Below are 18,344 nucleotides of genomic sequence, written 5' to 3'. Positions count from 1 at the left end.
TGTGGATTTTTAACCTTCTTATTGTCATATCTTTAGTTGTGAATAAACTAAGATTTTAAGAAAATTATCTCAATAATTTTTCTGATACTTTGTTCTTATTTTATATTTATCAGAATTTTCCTGTCAGATTACTAAACTCATTTTTATAGATTTCATCAACTTTACAGATATATTATTATTTTGTAATATTAAAAAAATAATTCTCTTATTTTTGATATATTATGGTTTTTATTTCTATATTTGCTTCACATTAATTAATTATAAACATTTATAATTGAATCCTATAGACTGTACCGTCTTATTTTCCCATAATGGAAATATATACTGCTATTTTTAATATTATTTAAATTCATAATAATTTATTGTTAATAATTTATTATTATATTTTATTTATGATTGAAAATGTAATATAAATTTATTATTTTTATTCCCACATAATTGAAAAATATCCTTGAAACCGGAAGGTTGGATGCAGTTATAAAGTTTCCCAGTTATTATCTCAATACCATAAATGCAATGAAAAACTTACCCATTATTGGATTAACGCCTTTTGAAAAGCCGGATGTAAGCCTTATGCTCAAACTGCAACAGGCAGGTGCGTTTCCAATTTTAAGCTTAGGACATGATTTAACAGAGGCTCAGGCAGCGCTGAACCAACTTAATCAGACAGATATTCCTTCCTATGGAATTTATCTTCCCAATGACAAATTTATATCCCTTCAGATTCCGGAAAAGGTAAGCTTTGCCATTCTTCCCGCCGGAACTTCTATGGATGTTATACCGGATCTGCCTACCATTTATCAGGTCAACAGTCTGGATGAAGCCAGGCTTGCAGAGCAATCAGGAGCTGGAGGAATTATTATAAAAGGTAACGAAGCCGGCGGACTCGTAGGCTATGAATCTACCTTCGTGCTGTTTCAGCGCGTCATCAGAGAGATTCAATCTATCCCGGTTTGGGTACAGGGAGGCGTGGGCCTTCATACCGCTGCAGCCGTGAAAGCACTTGGGGCAGCCGGAGTTGTCCTGGACAGCCAGCTGGCTTTGTTCCCTGAATGTTCGGTTCCTCAGGATATAAAAGATCTCTGCTCAAAACTGAATGGTACAGAGACTAAAATTATTGCGGATCACAGGATTCTTGTGAGACCAAATTCTCCTGCGTTGCCGGAAAATGTAACTTCAGAAGAATTACGGCAGTATTTTACCGGTTTCGATCTGAGTCAGAACTATATTCCTATGGGGCAGGACATTTCGCTGGCCATAGATCTTTTTGAAGATTTCAAAAACCTGAAGAGAATGGTTTTCGGTTTTAAAGAAGCTATGTATGGACATCTGAAACAGGCAAAAGTTCTGCAGGTGATCAGTGAGAATAATGTAATGGCCCGGGAGCTTGGGCTGCGTTACCCGATTGCACAGGGGCCTATGACCCGTGTGAGTGACGTTCCTTTATTTGCCAATGCAGTGGCGGATGCCGGAGCCTTGCCTTTTGTTGCCCTGTCTTTGCTAAAGGGTGAGCAGGCAAAATCTCTGGTCATGGAAACTAAAAAGCTGGCCGGAGAAAAAACATGGGGAGTTGGAATTTTAGGATTTGCTCCTCAGGAACTGAGAGAAGAGCAGACTTCATACATATTGGAAGCCAAACCACCTGTAGTTTTGATTGCAGGAGGAAGACCGGCACAGGCCAAAGTATTTGAAAAAGCGGGAATTACCACGTTCCTGCATGTTCCTTCCCCTGCACTGCTGGATATTTTCTTAAAGGAAGGAGCCACAAACTTTATATTTGAAGGCCGTGAATGCGGCGGGCATGTAGGCCCGCTTTCCAGTATGGTCCTTTGGGAAAAACAGATCGAACGCATCTTAAAAGAAGAACATCCTGAAAATATCAGCGTATTCTTTGCCGGTGGAATTCACAATGCGTTTTCTACAGCTTTTGTTTCGGTGATGGCCGCTCCGTTGGCAGCCAGAGGGGTAAAAGTTGGGGTTTTAATTGGAACTGCTTATCTGTACACCGAAGAAGCGGTGCGTACCGGGGCTATCCAGGAAGAATTCCAGGTGCAGGCAATGCAGGCCAAAGATACGGTCTTGCTCGAAACCGCACCGGGCCACGAGACACGCTGCCTGAATACAGCATTTGCACAACATTTTACCACTGAAAAGAGCAAGCTTCTGGCCGCTGGGGTTGATAAAAAAGAAGTATGGGAACAGCTTGAAAAATTAAACGTTGGCCGTTTGAGAATTGCCGCCAAAGGAATTGATCGTCAGGGAGATAAATTGGTTAATGTTCCTAAAAGTGAGCAGCTGGATCTCGGCATGTACATGATCGGGCAGGTGGCCACCATGCAGAACCGTGTGATTTCATTAGCGGCACTGCACCAGAATGTAAGTATAGATAATTACGGATATATAGAACAGGCCGTTTTACCGGAAGAACCGGTATCAGTCGAAAAACCACTGGATATAGCCATTGTGGGAATGGAATGTATTTTCCCCGGGGCAAAAAACCTGGAAGAGTACTGGCGGAATATCATTTTAGGGAAAGATCATGTGACCGAAGTTCCGGATGAACGCTGGAATAAAGAGCTGTATTACCATCCGGATTCAGACGGGCCGGACGTTTCCCATTCCAAATGGGGTGGATTTATTCCAAAGATTGATTTCGATCCTTTGGCTTTCGGAATTCCTCCGCAGTCCCTTGCTGCCATTGAGCCAACACAATTATTAACTTTATTGGTTGCAAAACGGGCAATGGAAGATGCCGGATATGGGGAGAAAAATTTCAACAGAGAAAATATTTCTGTAATCATAGGAGCTGAAGGTGGGAACGACCTAGCCAACAGCTATAGCTTCAGAGGTTATTATAAACAGGTTTTCGGGGAATTGCATGAAGAAGTAAAAGAAGCATTTCCCCATACCACAGAAGATTCATTCCCGGGTATCCTGGCCAATGTGATCGCAGGTAGGATTACGAATCGCCTGGATCTTGGCGGAAGAAATTATACAGTAGATGCAGCCTGTGCGTCATCTCTAGCTGCTATTGACCTTGCATGCCAGGAGCTTGTATTGGGGAAATCCGATATGGTGCTGGCAGGAGGTGCAGATTTGCATAACGGGATCAATGATTACCTTATGTTTTCCAGCACACATGCACTTTCAAGAAAAGGACGATGTGCCACCTTTGATAATGAAGCCGACGGAATTGCCCTGGGAGAAGGCGTTGCTATCCTTGTCCTGAAAAGATACGAGGACGCTGTCCGTGATGGTGACCGTATTTATTCAGTGATCAAAGGAGTAGGCGGATCCAGTGATGGCAAGGCCTTAGGACTTACAGCTCCGAGAAAAATAGGCCAGGAACGTGCTTTAGAACGTGCTTACGCGCAGGCTGGCATTAGTCCTGCAGCAGTAGGATTGGTAGAAGCCCACGGAACCGGAACTGTGGTAGGAGATAAAACAGAATTAAGTGCATTGACTAATCTATTCATCCGTTCCGGTGCGGTACCAGCACAGACTCACTTAGGGTCCGTAAAAACCCAGATCGGGCATACCAAATGTGCGGCAGGGTTGGCCGGATTGATTAAGGCATCACTTGCAGTATATCATGGAGTAAAACCTCCTACATTACATTTGAAGCAACCCAACGCTTATTACAATACACAGACCAGCCCTTTTGCTTTTTATGCAGAAAGCGGATTATGGAGTGAAAAGAACCGGTATGCAGGAATCAGTGCTTTCGGATTTGGAGGGACTAATTTTCATACAGTCATTGCCAATCACCCTAAACAGGATGATTCTGCAGTACTGCAATCCTGGCCTTCGGAATTATTTGTGTTCCGTGGTGAGACTTATGAAGAAGCCAAAAACCAGTTAAGTCAGATCAAATCTTTATTGGAAATCAATGATGAGATCTCCTTAAAAAATATTGCATACAGTTTAGCGGTTGGTTCAGAAAAACCAATTCAACTGAGCATTGTAGCCGATACCGCCGAAGATTTAATGATGAAAATCGAGTTGGTACTGCTGGGAATTGAGACCAAAGACACTTTTACGGTCAATAAAAAAGAAGGGAAAGTTGCTTTCTTATTCCCGGGGCAGGGCAGCCAGAGAATCAATATGACACGGGATCTGTTCGTGGCTTTTCCTTCCATGCGAAACCTGATGGATTCCTATCCGGAACTGGAGAAGGTTGTTTTTCCACCTGCTGTTTTCGATGAATCTGCTTTAAAACTACAAAAAGAAACCATTAAAGATACCCGCCTGGCACAGCCTCTTCTGGGAATTGTTGATCTGGCTTTGGCCAAATTCCTGCAGTCGCTGGATATTGTTCCTGATATGCTGGCAGGCCACAGCTACGGAGAATTACCGGCTTTATGCTTTGCAGGCGTATTTGAAGAAGAGCAGCTGGTTGATTTAAGCATCAGGAGAGCCCACTCTATTTTGGATTCGGTGGAAGGCGGAGATCCTGGTTCCATGGTAGCTGTAAGCACTACAAAAGAGCTTTTAGAGCCTGTTCTGGCCAAAGTAGAAGGCTGCTACCCTGTCAATTATAATGCTCCCAACCAATGTGTAGTGGCTGGAAGTACATCTGCGATCCAAACATTCATGGAAGTTCTGAAACAGGAACGTATTTCTGCGAAGAAACTGGAGGTGGCCTGTGCTTTCCACAGCCCGTTACTGGCCAAATCTAAAGGTTTATATGAAGACGTTCTGAAAGACGTTCCATTCAATGAAATGCAGATTCCGGTTTGGTCCAATACCACAGCAGCAGCTTATCCAAAGGAAACATCAGCCATTAAAGAAAGACTGACGGATCACCTGGTACAACCTGTAAGATTTGTGGAAGAAATTCAGGCGATGTATGATGACGGAGCAAGAATCTTCATCGAAGTAGGCCCGGGAAAAGTACTGACCGGACTGACGAATTCCTGCTTAAATAAAGACCAGCTCACGCTATATGTGGAAGACAGCAGCCGAAACAAAATGAGCCATCTGCTCTGCATGCTGGCGCAATACCTTGGAACCGGCCGCAATTTCAGTGTTGAAAAACTGTTCGAAGGCCGTAATGTCAAGCTGATTCATATAGACCAACCCGAATTATATAAGAAAAACCCTGCAATCTGGCGTGTGAACGGACAGACTGCACATCCTACTACAGGTACGCTGCCGGTTAACGGCGCGCTGCCTATTTTAAATCCAATTGCCATGAACCATTTTACCAATAACCAACAAACCCCAGCCGCCCAGCATCAGCCTGCTGAACGTATGCTGCAGGAATATCTTGATACCATGAAACAGCTGATACAGGCACAGAGAGATGTGATGCTTTCCTTCTTAGGACAGAGCCCACAGATCAGTGCTGCACCTGTTTACGCTCCTTCGGTACCCCATCATGCTAATGAACGTATAATGACTGTTCCGGTTCAGCCGGTAGCACAAATTCAGGTTCAGGAAAAACCTGTGGCTACTCCGGTAAAGCAGGCTCCGGTAAAAGATATTAAAACGTTGTTGTTGCAGGTGGTCAGCGATAAAACAGGCTATCCTCATGAAATGCTGGGGATGGAAATGGACCTTGAAGCCGATCTGAGCATTGATTCCATTAAAAGGGTTGAAATTATCGGAACACTGCGCAATGAACTGGGAGCTTTTACCAGTGACCAGGGCAATGAAGATTCCATTATGGAACAGCTGGCAGGTATAAAAACCTTAAGCGGCCTGGTTTCCTGGCTTACAGAATGCATGGGAACTGCAAAACCAGAAAACACTGAATCTGTAGAAACAAATACTTCAAACCCACAAAATAAATCAGGATTTACCCTTGAAGAACTTCAGCAGGCCATCCTGAATATCGTCAGTGAAAAAACAGGCTACCCAAAAGAAATGCTGGGGCTGGATCTCGATCTGGAAGCAGATCTGAGCATTGATTCCATTAAACGCATGGAAATTATTGCGGATCTTAAAACAAAAATCGGTTTTGGTGAAAACCTGGAGCAGGCAGATGATCTGATGGAAAAGCTGGCTGCTATAAAAACCTTAAGTGGTTTAGCATCCTGGATCAGTGAAATGAGTGGAAATACTGATGCTGAAGAACCTGTACAAAACCTTTTGTCCCGCCTTCGTTTTGATCTTACTCCCACGGATGTTTCTCCGGAACAAAACACTGAAATACTGCAGGGAAAACGTTTTGCCATCACTCAGGACAACAGCACACAGACATCGGCGATCAAAAATGCCCTTGAACAATACGGTGCCATCGCAGAACTGGTAGATGCCGGAAAAGATCTATCGGATTTTGACGGACTTATTATCCTTGATTTATTCTCGTCCACAGTGAAGCACAGCATCATCGATCACGTTGATCTGATTAAAAAAATGGATCTCGATAAGGCCAAATGGATCTATCTGATCTCAGATATTCCAGCCCATGTTCAGGAGCTTACTGATACCACGCTTTTGCGTCATTACAAAGGACATCCCGGACTTTTCAAAAGTTTAGCCCGTGAGTTTGAACAAACCAATTGCAGACTGATCAGTTTAAGTACTCCACAGCAGACAGACCAGATTGCGGAAATCGCTTTAAAAGAAATCCTGGCGACCGATAAACCTTCGGAAGTTATCTATAAAAACGACCAGCGTCACAAAGTGGATATTATTCCTTCACCGTTGTCAACAAGCCTTCAGGAAGCTCATATCCAGCTCGATAAAGAGTCTGTGGTATTGGTACTTGGCGGTGCACAGGGCATCACCTCCGAACTTGTGAAGCACATGTCCGGAACCTATCCCTGCACCTATATTCTTGTCGGAAGATCAGCAGATCCGAGAGATGAGGTTTCCCGTCTAAAAGAAACTGAAGCCATGAAAACCAAAGAAGAGATCAGAAGCTATCTGATTAAATCCGGCCAGTTCACTGCTCCTGCTGAGATTGAGAAAGAAACAGTACGGATCTTCAAAAACAATCAGATTCTGGGGACCATCCGCGATATGGAACAGTTGGGAAGTAAGGTCGTTTACAACTCATTAGACCTTTGTGACGAAGAAGGACTGTCTGATCTCATCAGAAATATCTATGAAACCTATGGTCATTTAGACGGAGTGATCCACGGAGCAGGTCTCTTGGAGGATAAATTATTTAAACAGAAAACTTCAAGCTCTTTTGAACGTGTTTTTGATACCAAAGTGAAACCGCTAAGGGTACTGGCAGAGCAGCTTCGTGAAGATTGTCAGTTTGTAGTCCTGTTTTCAAGCATAGCCTCGGTGTATGGTAATAAGGGCCAGACTGATTATGCTGCCGCCAATTCCGTACTGGATGATTACGCAAAAGCACTCAATAAAAAACTAAAAGGAAAAGTAATTTCTATCAACTGGGGACCATGGAAAGGAGCCGGAATGGTTTCATCCACACTGGAAACAGAATATGAACGCCGTGGTATTTCATTAATTCCACTGGACCAGGGGAAAGAAATCTTCCTTAACGAAATAAAATACGGAACAGAAAGCCAGGTGCTGATCATGTCCGGAAACAATTGGTAACCTCTGTATATAACGACTATGAAAAAAACAGATGTTGCTGTCATTGGCTTGTCCTGTGTCTTTCCCGGGGCACAGGATGCCGATACATTCTGGCAGAATATTATCAATAAGGTAGATTCTACCCAGTCAGTTCCTGCGGACCGGATCGATCCCGTGCATTTCAGTGATGCTACCAGTCCCGTTGACAGATTTTACTGTAAACGCGGCGGATTTATCTCTGATTATGAATTTGATCCTACCGCTTTCGGAATTTTACCGTTAGCCGTAGAAGGAACGGAGCCGGATCATTTACTCACCCTCGATCTGGTTCAGAAAGCCCTGGACGATGCCGGAGTATTCAAAAAACAGGTTTCTCTCGAAAAAACGGGGATTATCATCGGGAAAGGAAATTATACAGGTCCGGGAGCTACCCGTGCCATTGAAATAGTACGAACCGGAGAGCAGATTTCTTCATTGCTTCAGGAATTGTTACCCGAAGTATCTGCAGATGATATTGAAAAAGTAAAGCATGCTTTCCAGGAAAAGAAAGGACGTTTTGCCGCAGATACCGCGATGGGTTTAATTCCCAATCTTGTTGCTTCATTGGTGGCCAACCGGTTCAATCTGGGAGGAGCCGCTTTTACAGTAGACGCAGCCTGCGCAAGTGCTTTGCTCGCTGTAGACCATGCCGTACAGGAGCTTAACAGAGGAAGATGTGATATGGTCATTGCAGGCGGTGTACATACCGGGCAGAATGCTGCGTTCTGGAGTATTTTTGCCCAGCTGGGAGCCCTTTCACATCAGCAGCAGATCAAACCTTTCAGCAGTGATGCGGATGGATTACTGATCGGGGAAGGCTGCGGTTTTGTGGTGCTGAAACGGCTGGAGGACGCAGTTCGAGATCAGGATAAGATTTATGCCGTGATTAAAGGAGTTGGAGTCAGCAGTGACGGTAATGGGACCAGTGTGATGAGCCCATCTGTTAAAGGTCAGCTTAAAGCTTTAGAACAGGCATGGAGCCATGCAGGTCTGGATGAAAAACAGATCGGATATCTTGAAGCTCATGGAACCGGAACGCCACTTGGAGATAAGACCGAACTTCAGACCCTCGCTCAGTTTTTCGGAAAAGAAGAAACCGCTCCGGCAGCAGGAATAGGGTCTGTAAAATCAAACATCGGACATGCCATGCCCGCTGCAGGAATCGCAGGTTTGATTAAGACCTGTCTGGCTTTACACCACGATACCTTACCGCCTACATTATACTGCGAAAATCCAGTTCCGGATATGCAACAGACGAGATTTGAGCCTGTACAGGAGTCGAAAAGCTGGTCAAAGACAGGACTGCCGAAAGTGGCAGCCGTTAATGCATTCGGATTCGGAGGAATCAACGCGCATGTCGTTCTTGAAGGCTATGATATGCCGAAAAAAGACCGTGTCCTGATTCTGGCAAGACCCACCCACGAAGAACTTCTTTCCGCCTTACGGAATCAGGAAACTGAAACGGGAGAAGGAAATTACAGGGTAGCTTTATTCGACCCAACACCGGAAAGAATAGAAAAAGTAATTAAAATTGTTGCAAAGGATAATCCGTGGCGCAACAAGCAGGATATCTGGTATACCAACACGCCTTTACTGAAAGACGGAGGCAAGGTAGCTTTTGTATTTCCCGGCCTGGATGGCCTGGCGAAAGGCGAGGTAGAAAGTGTTAGCCGTTATTTCGGGCTCACTGAACCTATTGAAACTGAAGGAGAAGGCTTACTGAATGATGCCTTAGGTATTTTCAACACATGCAGTATTCTTGACGGCGCTCTGAAAAAATTGGGCATCGTACCAGATATGAATGCAGGACACAGCCTCGGAGAATGGCTGGCAGGATATTCCTCGGAACTTGCAGAAGTCAATTCAGTAAAAGCGTTGATTGATGTTTTAAATCCTGAAACTTTTGAGCTGAAGGATTCCAGGTTTATCGCTGTCGGAGCAGGTATTGATGCGGTTACTCCTTTCATTGATGCCATTCCTGAGCTTTATATTTCCAATGACAATTGCCCCAATCAGGTTATTTTGTGCGGAAGTAATACAGCATTGGATGAGCTGGTTCCGGTATTAAAATCGAAACAGATCTTTCATCAGATACTGCCGTTCCAGTCGGGCTTTCATTCCCCATTTATTGCAGATAAACTGGAGGTGATCCTGGCAGGTATGGAGAAGGCACAGTTTCAAAAGACAAAAATTCCTTTGTGGTCTGCCACGACTTTAGAGCCGTATCCCGCAGATCAGGAAGCGATCCGGAAACTCAGTGCCGAGCATCTGGTTCAGCCTGTCAGATTCCGTGAACTGACTGATAAGCTGTATGAAGAAGGAGCAAAATTCTTTATCCAGATCGGGACAGGAGGATTAATCGGGTTTATTGACGATACTTTGAAAGGAAAATCATTTAGTACTATTGCTTCCAGTGTTCCGGCGAGATCTGCACTGGCTCAGCTGCAGCGCGTGGTAGCCGCTCTTTTTGTGGAAGGAAAAACAATAGCTCTTGACTTCCTGGAAATACAGCATAATTCAAAAAAATCATCCGGAAAAGGAATCAAACTACAGTTAGGTTCACCTATTATCCGTGATTTTAAAGAAATTCAGGCTTTAGCTGGGTCATTTAACAAACCTAAGCAAAGCACCATTTCCGCGGCAGTGGCTAAAACCGGACATCCGCTTGTTCAGGCATTCCAGGAGAATATTTCCGATATGATCCGGATGCAGGAAGAAGTGCTGAATCTGTTTCAAAACAGGCCTGAAACTGCTGTGCCAGTAGCAATAACACCTAAAAAGTCAATAGATAAAAACTTCTCAAAAGAGCTGCATGTCAATCTGGAAAGTCATCCTTACCTGATTGATCACAGTCTATTGAGGCAGCCGAAAGGATGGTCAACGGTTTCGGATATGGAACCGGTGATCCCTATGACCATGATTTTTGAACAGCTGGCAGAAATTGCACAGGCAGAAATACCGGGAAGGAAGGTTCACAAAATTATGAATGTAAGTGTATTCCAATGGATGAATGTAGCCCAACCTTTTGAAAAAACAGTAAAAGGAGAGTGGCGCTCACCGCATCATGCTTATCTGGAAATTGAAAATTTCGTGAATGCAGAAGTGTTGCTGAGTTCAAATACTCCTTCTTCTCCCGCTTTCAATAGATCCATTGGTGATCTTTTACCGATTGAACGAACGCCGGAGGAGATCTATGACAAGCATATGTTTCATGGAGAGCTGTACCAGGGAATTACCGAAGTGTCAGCAGTAGGAACCAAAGGAATTACAGGAAAGATAAAAGGCAACGGCGGAAAAGGATCTTTGCTGGACAATGCCGGACAGTTATTCGGATTGTGGCTGCAGCTTACCTTGACCAAAGACCGTATTGCATTTCCTGTGAAAATCAGGGATCTTGAATTTTTCGGAGCGATGGATGATCAGGACGGCCTTTTTGAGTGCACCTGCATCCTGACCGAGCTCAATGAAGAATTTGCGATTGCTGATATTATCCTCAAAAAAGACGGAAAAGTATGGTGTGCTATTTCAGGCTGGCAGAACCGCAGACTGGAAATTGATGAACCTCTGTGGAATGTCTCGATGTCACCGCTGCACAACCGTCTTTCGGAGGAAATTGCCCCTGACGTATTTTTCTTTCATCAGGCGTATACCAGGGTGGCCTCTTGGGATTTTATCTTAAAACGGTATTTCAATCACAGCGAAAAGCAATTCCATCAGCAGTTGCTGCCTAATAAGCGCAAAAACTGGATGGTAAGCCGTGTAGCGGTGAAAGATGCGGTAAGAAATCTCCTGCGCGAACAAAAAAATCATCCCTGCTTTCCCATCACCTTTGAGATCCGTTCCAATGAAGCCGGAAAACCTTACCTGATCGGCGATATCACGGAAGATATTCATATTTCCCTGGCCCATAAAGGAAAAGAAGCCGTAGGGATTGCGCGTCATGGCCGTCCGGTGGGCATTGACATGGAGATTATGGAAGAACGCAGCTCCGGATTTTATGAACTGGTCTTTACGGAGCAGGAATTAGCCTTATTAAAAGACAGGGATCAGGCAGAATGGACTACAAGGTTCTGGACCGCCAAAGAAGCCTATGGGAAATTCATGGGGACAGGATTAAAAGGAAACCCGAAAGCATTTGAAGTAGAACGCATACAGGACGATCACTTATGGATCAATAACACAGAAATAAAAACTATTAAACATAAAAATTATATTATCGGATGGACACTATAAACAACACATTGAAATTGAATCACGAGGAATTATTCACCCTTTTAAAAGGTTTTATTACCGAAGTGATAGGAGCGGAATTTGTAGAAGAGATGGATATTACACCGGAAAGTTCATTTACAAAGGACCTTGAAATGGACAGTATCGAAATTGTTTCCTTTTCTGAAAAGATCAAGGCGCATTTCGGGGATCAGATTGATTTTACCGGCTGGCTGTCTTCTATGGACCTGGATGAACTGATCAACCTTGATCTTCGTATGATCATCAATTATATCTACGAATGCCAGTAATCACGGTTAACCATAAACAGGTTCACATTCAGGAACTCAATAAAGGTGCTGAACAGACTGTGGTGCTGATTCACGGGATGTTTAGCAACCTCTCTATTTATTATTTCAATATTGCCCCGGTTCTGGCGAAAAAATTTCATGTGGTGATGTACGATCTGAAAAGCCACGGCATGAGCGAACGTTTCACGGATGGCTATGATCTGGAAAGTATGTCGTCCGATTTACTGGCCCTGATGGATTTTTTAAAGCTTGAAAAAGTACATCTCGCAGGCTATAGCTTCGGAGGCCTTATCGCGTTGAAAACCGCATTGAAAGCTCCGGACCGTGTCAGCCGCCTGGTGGTTATGGAAGCCCCGGATCCGCAGGACGAAAAGGCCCGGAATATCATCGATGAATACAGCAAAGAGTTTCTCGAACATTATGTCGCCAATTTCACCGATACCACCAAAGTTCAGATGGGGAAAAGGCAGATGGAGAAAAACCACCGCATGTATGAGTTCCTGTTTGAAAAAACCAGCATCAAAGCAGATATGATCAGGGAAAAACATTTCCTGAGTGAAGCCAATGTATCAGAACTGGAAGTTCCTGCGTTATTGCTGTACGGCTCGGAATCCAATTGCAAACCTACCGGAGAGTGGCTGCAGTCTCAGATCAGCCGTTCTGAACTGGAATTCATTCCCGGAGACCATAATATTCCCATACAGGAACCTGTTCAGATTGCTGAACGTATTGTTCATTTTTTATCTCAATCATTATCAAAACCATTAACACAAAATCATGGCTAAATTTGTATTTGTTGTTCCGCCATTGACGGGCCATGTCAATCCGACATTAAGCATCGGTGCAGAATTATTGAAAAGAGGGCACCACGTGGCCTGGATCAGTCTTGATGAAAATCTAAGCACAAAACTTCCTGAAGGGGGAGAACTCCTGCTCATTCAATACGACCAGACCGACGAAGAAAAAAACGAAAGCGAAAAATATCTCGATATTATTTCAAAAAAAGTAGTCTACGGAATCGACAGCATCAAGTTCCTGTACGAAGAGGTACTGATTCCTTTAAACAGGCATTGCTACAACGGCATAATCACTCTGTTGAAAACCTGGCAGCCCGATATGGTGATCGGCGATCATCAGCTATTTGCCGCCGCTATTGCCGCTAAAAAACTCAATCTTCCCTACAGCACATCCGTTACTGCTCCGGCTGCCGTAAAAATGATGGATGAGCTGCCGAAAGTGCATGAATGGGAGGTCAATAAGATCATAGAACTGCAGAAAGAACTGGGCATTCAGGAAAACCATTCGCTGGCTTCTTCGGATCTTTTAACTCTGGTCTTAACCTCAAAGGAATTCTTTGGAGAAATGGATCTTCCGGCTCATTATCAGTTTACAGGACCGGTTCTTTCGGAACGCCGTATCTCATGTAACTTCGACTGGGATCAGTTTAATAAAAGTACCAGAAAAAAAATCCTCGTAAGCATCGGAACCACCTTCGATCATGATCATAAAAAAGCTTTTTTCCAAAAGGTAATTGATGCATTCAAAGACGAAGATTTAACCGTTGTATTGGTTTCTGACCCGAATCTGTTTGAAAGCTGGCCTGAAAATTTTATGGTCTATAACCAGGTTCCCCAGCTTGATCTGCTTCCTCATCTGGACGGAGTGGTTTGTCATGGGGGCCACAATACGGTGTCTGAAGCTTTGTCAAACGGCCTTCCGCTGGTGGTTATTCCTATTGCGTATGACCAATCGCATGTTGCAGGAAGGGTAGTGCGTACAGGTGCCGGCGAACGTCTTAATTTTAACCGGTTTAAATCCCATCATTTAAAAGATGCGGTACAGAATATTTTGAACAATCCAACGTATTCCGAAGCAGCCCAGCTGATCCGCCGGTCTTTTATAGATGCGGGAGGAACACCAACGGCTGCCAGTTTACTTGAAAAAGCATTGGTTCGCGTTTCAGAACCGGTAAAATCCGGATCTAAATTTTTATTCGTTGTGCCTCCGTTTTTCGGACACATCAGTCCTACATTAAGCGTGGGAGCCAGTCTGATTGCCCGTGGTCACGAAGTAAAATGGTTCGGAATCACCCCGGTAGACAGCAAGCATATTCCGGAAGGAGGAAGCTATATTTACCCCGAAGAAGACCTTATTCCCTACCAGGAAGAGATCGGGCGTATTTTAAAAAGACAGGATGACGGCCCCGCTTGCTCAGGTCCTGAAGTGATGAAGCTCGCATTGGAGGAAACCTACGTTCCATTCGCCAAAATGATGATGCCCGGACTTGAACGTCTGATGGCGAGTTGGAAGCCAGATGTTCTGGTGAACGATTGTATTGCCTTTGGAGGCGCACTTTTTGCCCATAAACATGGTATTCCTTGTGTAACCACAACGCCTGTTCCCCCTGATGTGATGGGAGACAGTGAGAAAAATGCCCCGAAAATATGGGAATGGCAGCAAAACCTGATCAAAGGCCTTCAAAAGGAGGTCGGAATTGCTGATGAAGGTATTTTTATCCATTCGCACCAGCTGAATCTGGTGTTTACTTCACAGACTTTCGCCGGTTTTGAAGAAGTTCCTTCACATATGAGATTCGTAGGTCCGGTAAAAGGACGTCCCAATAATACGCCTTTTAACTGGGAAAAACTGGAAGCTGCTACTACCCCGAAAATATTTGTATCACTGGGTACCTTGCTGGTAGATATCCGGAAAGCCTTTTTTGAAAAGGTAATCGCAGCGTTTGCAGACCAGCCTGTGACAGTAATCGCAGCAACTCCGCCTGAAATTTTTGAAGAATGGCCGGCTAATTTTATTGTAAGCGGCTTTGTTCCGCAATCACAGTTAATGCCTCACATGGATATGGTGATCTGCCACGGCGGATTCAATACGGTAAACGATACATTTTATAATGGGTTGCCAATGTTGATCACACCCATCGCCTATGATCATTTTCATATTGCAAAATTAATCGAGCAGGCCGGATGTGGAATCAGCATCAGGTACAAGCGTTTAAGGGTGGAAGCCCTTCGTGAAACGGTTTTTGAACTGCTGGATAACCCGAAATACAGAAATGCAGCCAAAGAAGTTCAATCCAATTTCATCGAGGCCGGAGGTAATGAAAAGGCAGTAGAACTGCTCGAACATTTTGTACAGCAGGAGTGTTCAACTTTAACATCCGTATAGGCCTATGAAAAGGAAGTTATTATTTGGGGAACGGATGCTTCTGGGCGATGGGACAGAAGCATTCAATGCTGTGATTCCATTCCGTTTACGAGGCAGTTTTACGGAAAAGGAAATTCAGCATGCTTTAAATCAGATTCAGGCTAAACATCCATGGCTGAGGGCCATCATCAGCTATGATAAAAACAATATTCCCTGGTTTGAAGTTCCTGAACCCACGCTGCCGATACCGATAAGAACGGTGAGCCGAATAAGCGAGGATGACTGGAAGGATGAATCCGCAAAAGAATGGCGGACTTTATTTAATTATGAAGAAATGCCGTTGATCCGGTTTGTGTGGATCAAAGGAGAAGAAGTTTCGGATATGCTTTTTGCATTCCATCACTGTTTGTGTGATGGTGGTTCTGCTATGGCTTTTCTGCATGAATTTTTACAGATCCTGGATCATCCTTCCGCAGAAATCGGTCAGGAAAACCCGATCCTGGGAATTCAGGATGTGGTTCCGTCTGAAATCCTCAATCACAAAGGACAAAAGCTAAAAGCTAAATTAATTGGCAGACTGGCGGCCACGGCCATCAAATGTATCCCGGTTCGTAAAAAAGCTGTTGACCGCGAAAATGATTATCTCATCCACTGGAAATTAAACGAAGAAACGAGCCGGGAACTGATTTCCTACTGCAAATCCCAGGAAGTGACGGTCAATACTTTTCTGAGCGCGGCGGTGCTTCATGCTTTTAAAAAAGTGAGAGGGAAAGCGGCATTTAATAAAGTATCGTGTCCTGTAGATATCCGGCGTTTTGCTCCGCAGATCAAGGATGACCATATCTTTGCATTTGGCCTGATGATCGTGGTTTCAGTGAACGATAAAATGAGTTTTACAGAAAACTTACGCTGGATGCAGGAAACGGTGGAGCGAAAAACATCTAAACTCAATCCATATATCACGATGATGGTGATGGAATCTGCCCATGATGCGCTGAAAAATTTCACCCGGCTGCTGAAGAACGGCAAATCTTCCAATGACTGCATGTTTTCGAATCTGGGACGCATTCAGATTCCCCATCAGTATAAAGAATTCACCCTGGAAACTATTTTCAGTCCTTCGGTAATTGGCCCTCTTGGAAATACCACAACAATGGTGACTTCTACTTTCCGGGGAGAAATGGATTTTTCCTTTATGGGAAGCGAAGGCTATCTGCCGCATTCACAGGCGTTGGCGATCCGGGATGAGGTGATAAAAACGATCAAATTACAACTGGACCCCATCGAAGTATTATGATGAGACGAAATTTAATGATGGTGGAGAGGATCATGTATGTTGATTCCAAAACTCCTGTCAACTGTGTGTTTACAGCAAAAATCAGTGGGCAGATTCCGGGAGAAAATTTTGAAACGGCATTGGCTAAAATTCAGCAGAAACATCCTCTGCTGAGGGTCAGAATTGATAACACCAGTGAGAAATATCCGTTTTTTACAGAAGAAAAAAATATTGAACCTGTTCCTCTCAGAGTTGTGGAGAGAAAAACGGATGAGGACTGGCTTGTGGAATCTGAAAGGGAATGGATGGATCTGTTTGAGGATGAGAAAAAACCTTTGGCCCGCCTTGTGTGGATCAAAGGAAAAGATTTGTCTGAGATCCTTTGGGTGCTGCCGCACTGCATCTGCGACGGGACCTCGATTGTCAACCTGATGAGAGAGCTTCTTTCTTTGCTGGATGATCCTTCTCTGGAGCTGGATCAATATTACTTATTCAATTCAGTGGATGATTTCCTGCCATTGGATTTCAATATGAAAAAGGAGAAACGCAAAGCAGGAATGTTCCGGCTGATGGCCAGATTCTTTTTCCTGATGCAGCGGAAAAGCCGGAAAAGAAACACCGGAAAAAACTATGCGGTCCACTGGAAGCTGAATCCGGAAATGACTTCAAAAATAACTGAAAAGTCCAAAACTCATGGAACTTCTGTTCATGCGTTGCTGTGCTCTTCATTTATGCAGGCGTTCCGGGAGCTGCAGGGTTCACAGGCCAAAGGGAAGGTGATCAGTCCGGTGGATGTCCGTCATTTTATTCCGGAGATCAGGCAGGATCATGTTTTTGCATTTGCGCCAACGGTTGAGCTTTCCATAAAAAAGGGGAATCAGGATATGGTGGAAAACGCCAGACAGATCAAGCAAGATCTCCTGGAAAAAATAGAAAAAATGAACGCCCGCGAACTTCTGTGGATGGGCGAGCAGATGCATCCGGTGGTGGAACGCATGACCGGGATGCTGAAATCCAGCAGGGGAGGGCATGATGTAACGCTTTCCAATATGGGGAAAATCAGTATTCCCGGTGATTATAAACAGTTTAAAGTGGAAACGGTTTTCAGTCCTACAGTTGCTTTTCCATGGTTGAATTCAAATACACTGGTGGCCACTACCTACAATCAGCAGATGGATTTTACCTTCATGTCCAATGAACATTTCCTGCCGAGGGAAGAAGCCGTTAAAATTAAAGATAAAGCCATTGAACTCCTGACCTCGTCCCATGAAATTTAAATTCAAACCTCCGCCTCCTAAAAAACTCAGGAAAACCACTCTTAAACGCTTTTTAATCCGGCGGACCATTTTCTATGTCCTTCCCAATGTATTTTTCAATTTCATTATTGCGTATGCGAGCTTTCAGGAACTCGGCTACACTCATTTCTTTTCAGGAACCCAGAACCTTGCCCGCCTGACCCTTCCCATGGCCGTATTCTTACCTGTAGTGCTCACCATTGATATCATCAACCGTGTGATCATCGCCGCTGAACAGGAAGCCATTGAGTTTACCGTAGACGAGCAGCTCAACAAGAAAAAACTGATGACAAAGCTGAGTATTCTGCATGGTGTTGTGACGGGTTCTCTCGTACTGTCTGTTTTGCTTCTGGCTCAATACAATCTTTCTGAACAGTATAAGCTGGATGCGACGGCGATGGCTGTGCTGGTGGGGTTGCTGGCGGGGGTGTTGTCTGTGGTTTTTGTTTATTTGCCGGTGTGGAGGTTGAGGAGGTGGATGGGGAAGCATGTGGCAGCTCCTCCTGATTAAAACTGCAAGACTATATCATTTTATTTTTTTGTTTGATATAATAA

General features: G+C 44.2%; 8 protein-coding genes. All 8 read left to right on the top strand.

The features are described 5' to 3' along the window. Positions 1-516 precede the first annotated feature (516 nt). Genes B7E04_RS17795 through B7E04_RS17760 form a run of 8 tightly spaced genes read left to right on the top strand, consistent with a single transcriptional unit; the run spans position 517 to position 18,300 of the window. Positions 517-7,518, top strand: coding sequence for a type I polyketide synthase (locus tag B7E04_RS17795; protein ID WP_080780735.1), 7,002 nt, complete (start codon positions 517-519; stop codon positions 7,516-7,518). Between the two features lie 18 nt (positions 7,519-7,536). Further along, positions 7,537-11,769 (top strand): type I polyketide synthase, encoded by a 4,233-nt coding sequence (locus B7E04_RS17790; protein WP_080779909.1) that lies wholly within the window; start codon positions 7,537-7,539, stop codon positions 11,767-11,769. After that, positions 11,757-12,056, top strand: a complete 300-nt coding sequence (locus B7E04_RS17785) for an acyl carrier protein (protein ID WP_048506403.1) — start codon at positions 11,757-11,759, stop codon at positions 12,054-12,056. The genes B7E04_RS17790 and B7E04_RS17785 overlap by 13 nt, the downstream gene beginning before the upstream one ends. Further along, positions 12,047-12,841 (top strand): alpha/beta fold hydrolase, encoded by a 795-nt coding sequence (locus tag B7E04_RS17780; protein WP_080779908.1) that lies wholly within the window; start codon positions 12,047-12,049, stop codon positions 12,839-12,841. Before B7E04_RS17785 ends, B7E04_RS17780 begins: the two co-directional genes overlap by 10 nt. Continuing rightward, complete coding sequence (locus B7E04_RS17775; RefSeq protein WP_080779907.1) at positions 12,834-15,239, top strand: glycosyltransferase; 2,406 nt, start codon at positions 12,834-12,836, stop codon at positions 15,237-15,239. Before B7E04_RS17780 ends, B7E04_RS17775 begins: the two co-directional genes overlap by 8 nt. A 4-nt stretch (positions 15,240-15,243) precedes the next feature. Next, entirely contained in the window at positions 15,244-16,515 is a 1,272-nt protein-coding gene (locus B7E04_RS17770) for a condensation domain-containing protein (RefSeq protein WP_080779906.1), read from the top strand. Beyond that, a complete protein-coding gene (locus B7E04_RS17765) occupies positions 16,512-17,771 on the top strand; it encodes a phthiocerol/phthiodiolone dimycocerosyl transferase family protein (RefSeq protein WP_080779905.1) in 1,260 nt (419 codons plus the stop codon). Before B7E04_RS17770 ends, B7E04_RS17765 begins: the two co-directional genes overlap by 4 nt. Continuing rightward, a complete protein-coding gene (locus B7E04_RS17760; protein ID WP_080779904.1) occupies positions 17,761-18,300 on the top strand; it encodes a hypothetical protein in 540 nt (179 codons plus the stop codon). The genes B7E04_RS17765 and B7E04_RS17760 overlap by 11 nt, the downstream gene beginning before the upstream one ends. The last annotated feature ends 44 nt before the right edge of the window (positions 18,301-18,344 follow it).

The sequence above is a fragment of the Chryseobacterium phocaeense genome (assembly GCF_900169075.1).
GTDB classification, from domain to species: Bacteria; Bacteroidota; Bacteroidia; order Flavobacteriales; family Weeksellaceae; genus Chryseobacterium; species Chryseobacterium phocaeense.
The sequence above is the reverse complement of the archived record's forward strand: the minus strand, read 5'-3'. Positions and strand labels throughout refer to the sequence as shown.

What these genes read in the sequence shown, in the direction of transcription:
- B7E04_RS17795 (WP_080780735.1), top strand. Translation starts at nt 517, where the DNA reads ATGAAAAACTTACCCATTATTGGATTAACGCCTTTTGAAAAGCCGGAT.
- B7E04_RS17790 (WP_080779909.1), top strand. Translation starts at nt 7,537, where the DNA reads ATGAAAAAAACAGATGTTGCTGTCATTGGCTTGTCCTGTGTCTTTCCC.
- B7E04_RS17785 (WP_048506403.1), top strand. Translation starts at nt 11,757, where the DNA reads ATGGACACTATAAACAACACATTGAAATTGAATCACGAGGAATTATTC.
- B7E04_RS17780 (WP_080779908.1), top strand. Translation starts at nt 12,047, where the DNA reads ATGCCAGTAATCACGGTTAACCATAAACAGGTTCACATTCAGGAACTC.
- B7E04_RS17775 (WP_080779907.1), top strand. Translation starts at nt 12,834, where the DNA reads ATGGCTAAATTTGTATTTGTTGTTCCGCCATTGACGGGCCATGTCAAT.
- B7E04_RS17770 (WP_080779906.1), top strand. Translation starts at nt 15,244, where the DNA reads ATGAAAAGGAAGTTATTATTTGGGGAACGGATGCTTCTGGGCGATGGG.
- B7E04_RS17765 (WP_080779905.1), top strand. Translation starts at nt 16,512, where the DNA reads ATGATGAGACGAAATTTAATGATGGTGGAGAGGATCATGTATGTTGAT.
- B7E04_RS17760 (WP_080779904.1), top strand. Translation starts at nt 17,761, where the DNA reads ATGAAATTTAAATTCAAACCTCCGCCTCCTAAAAAACTCAGGAAAACC.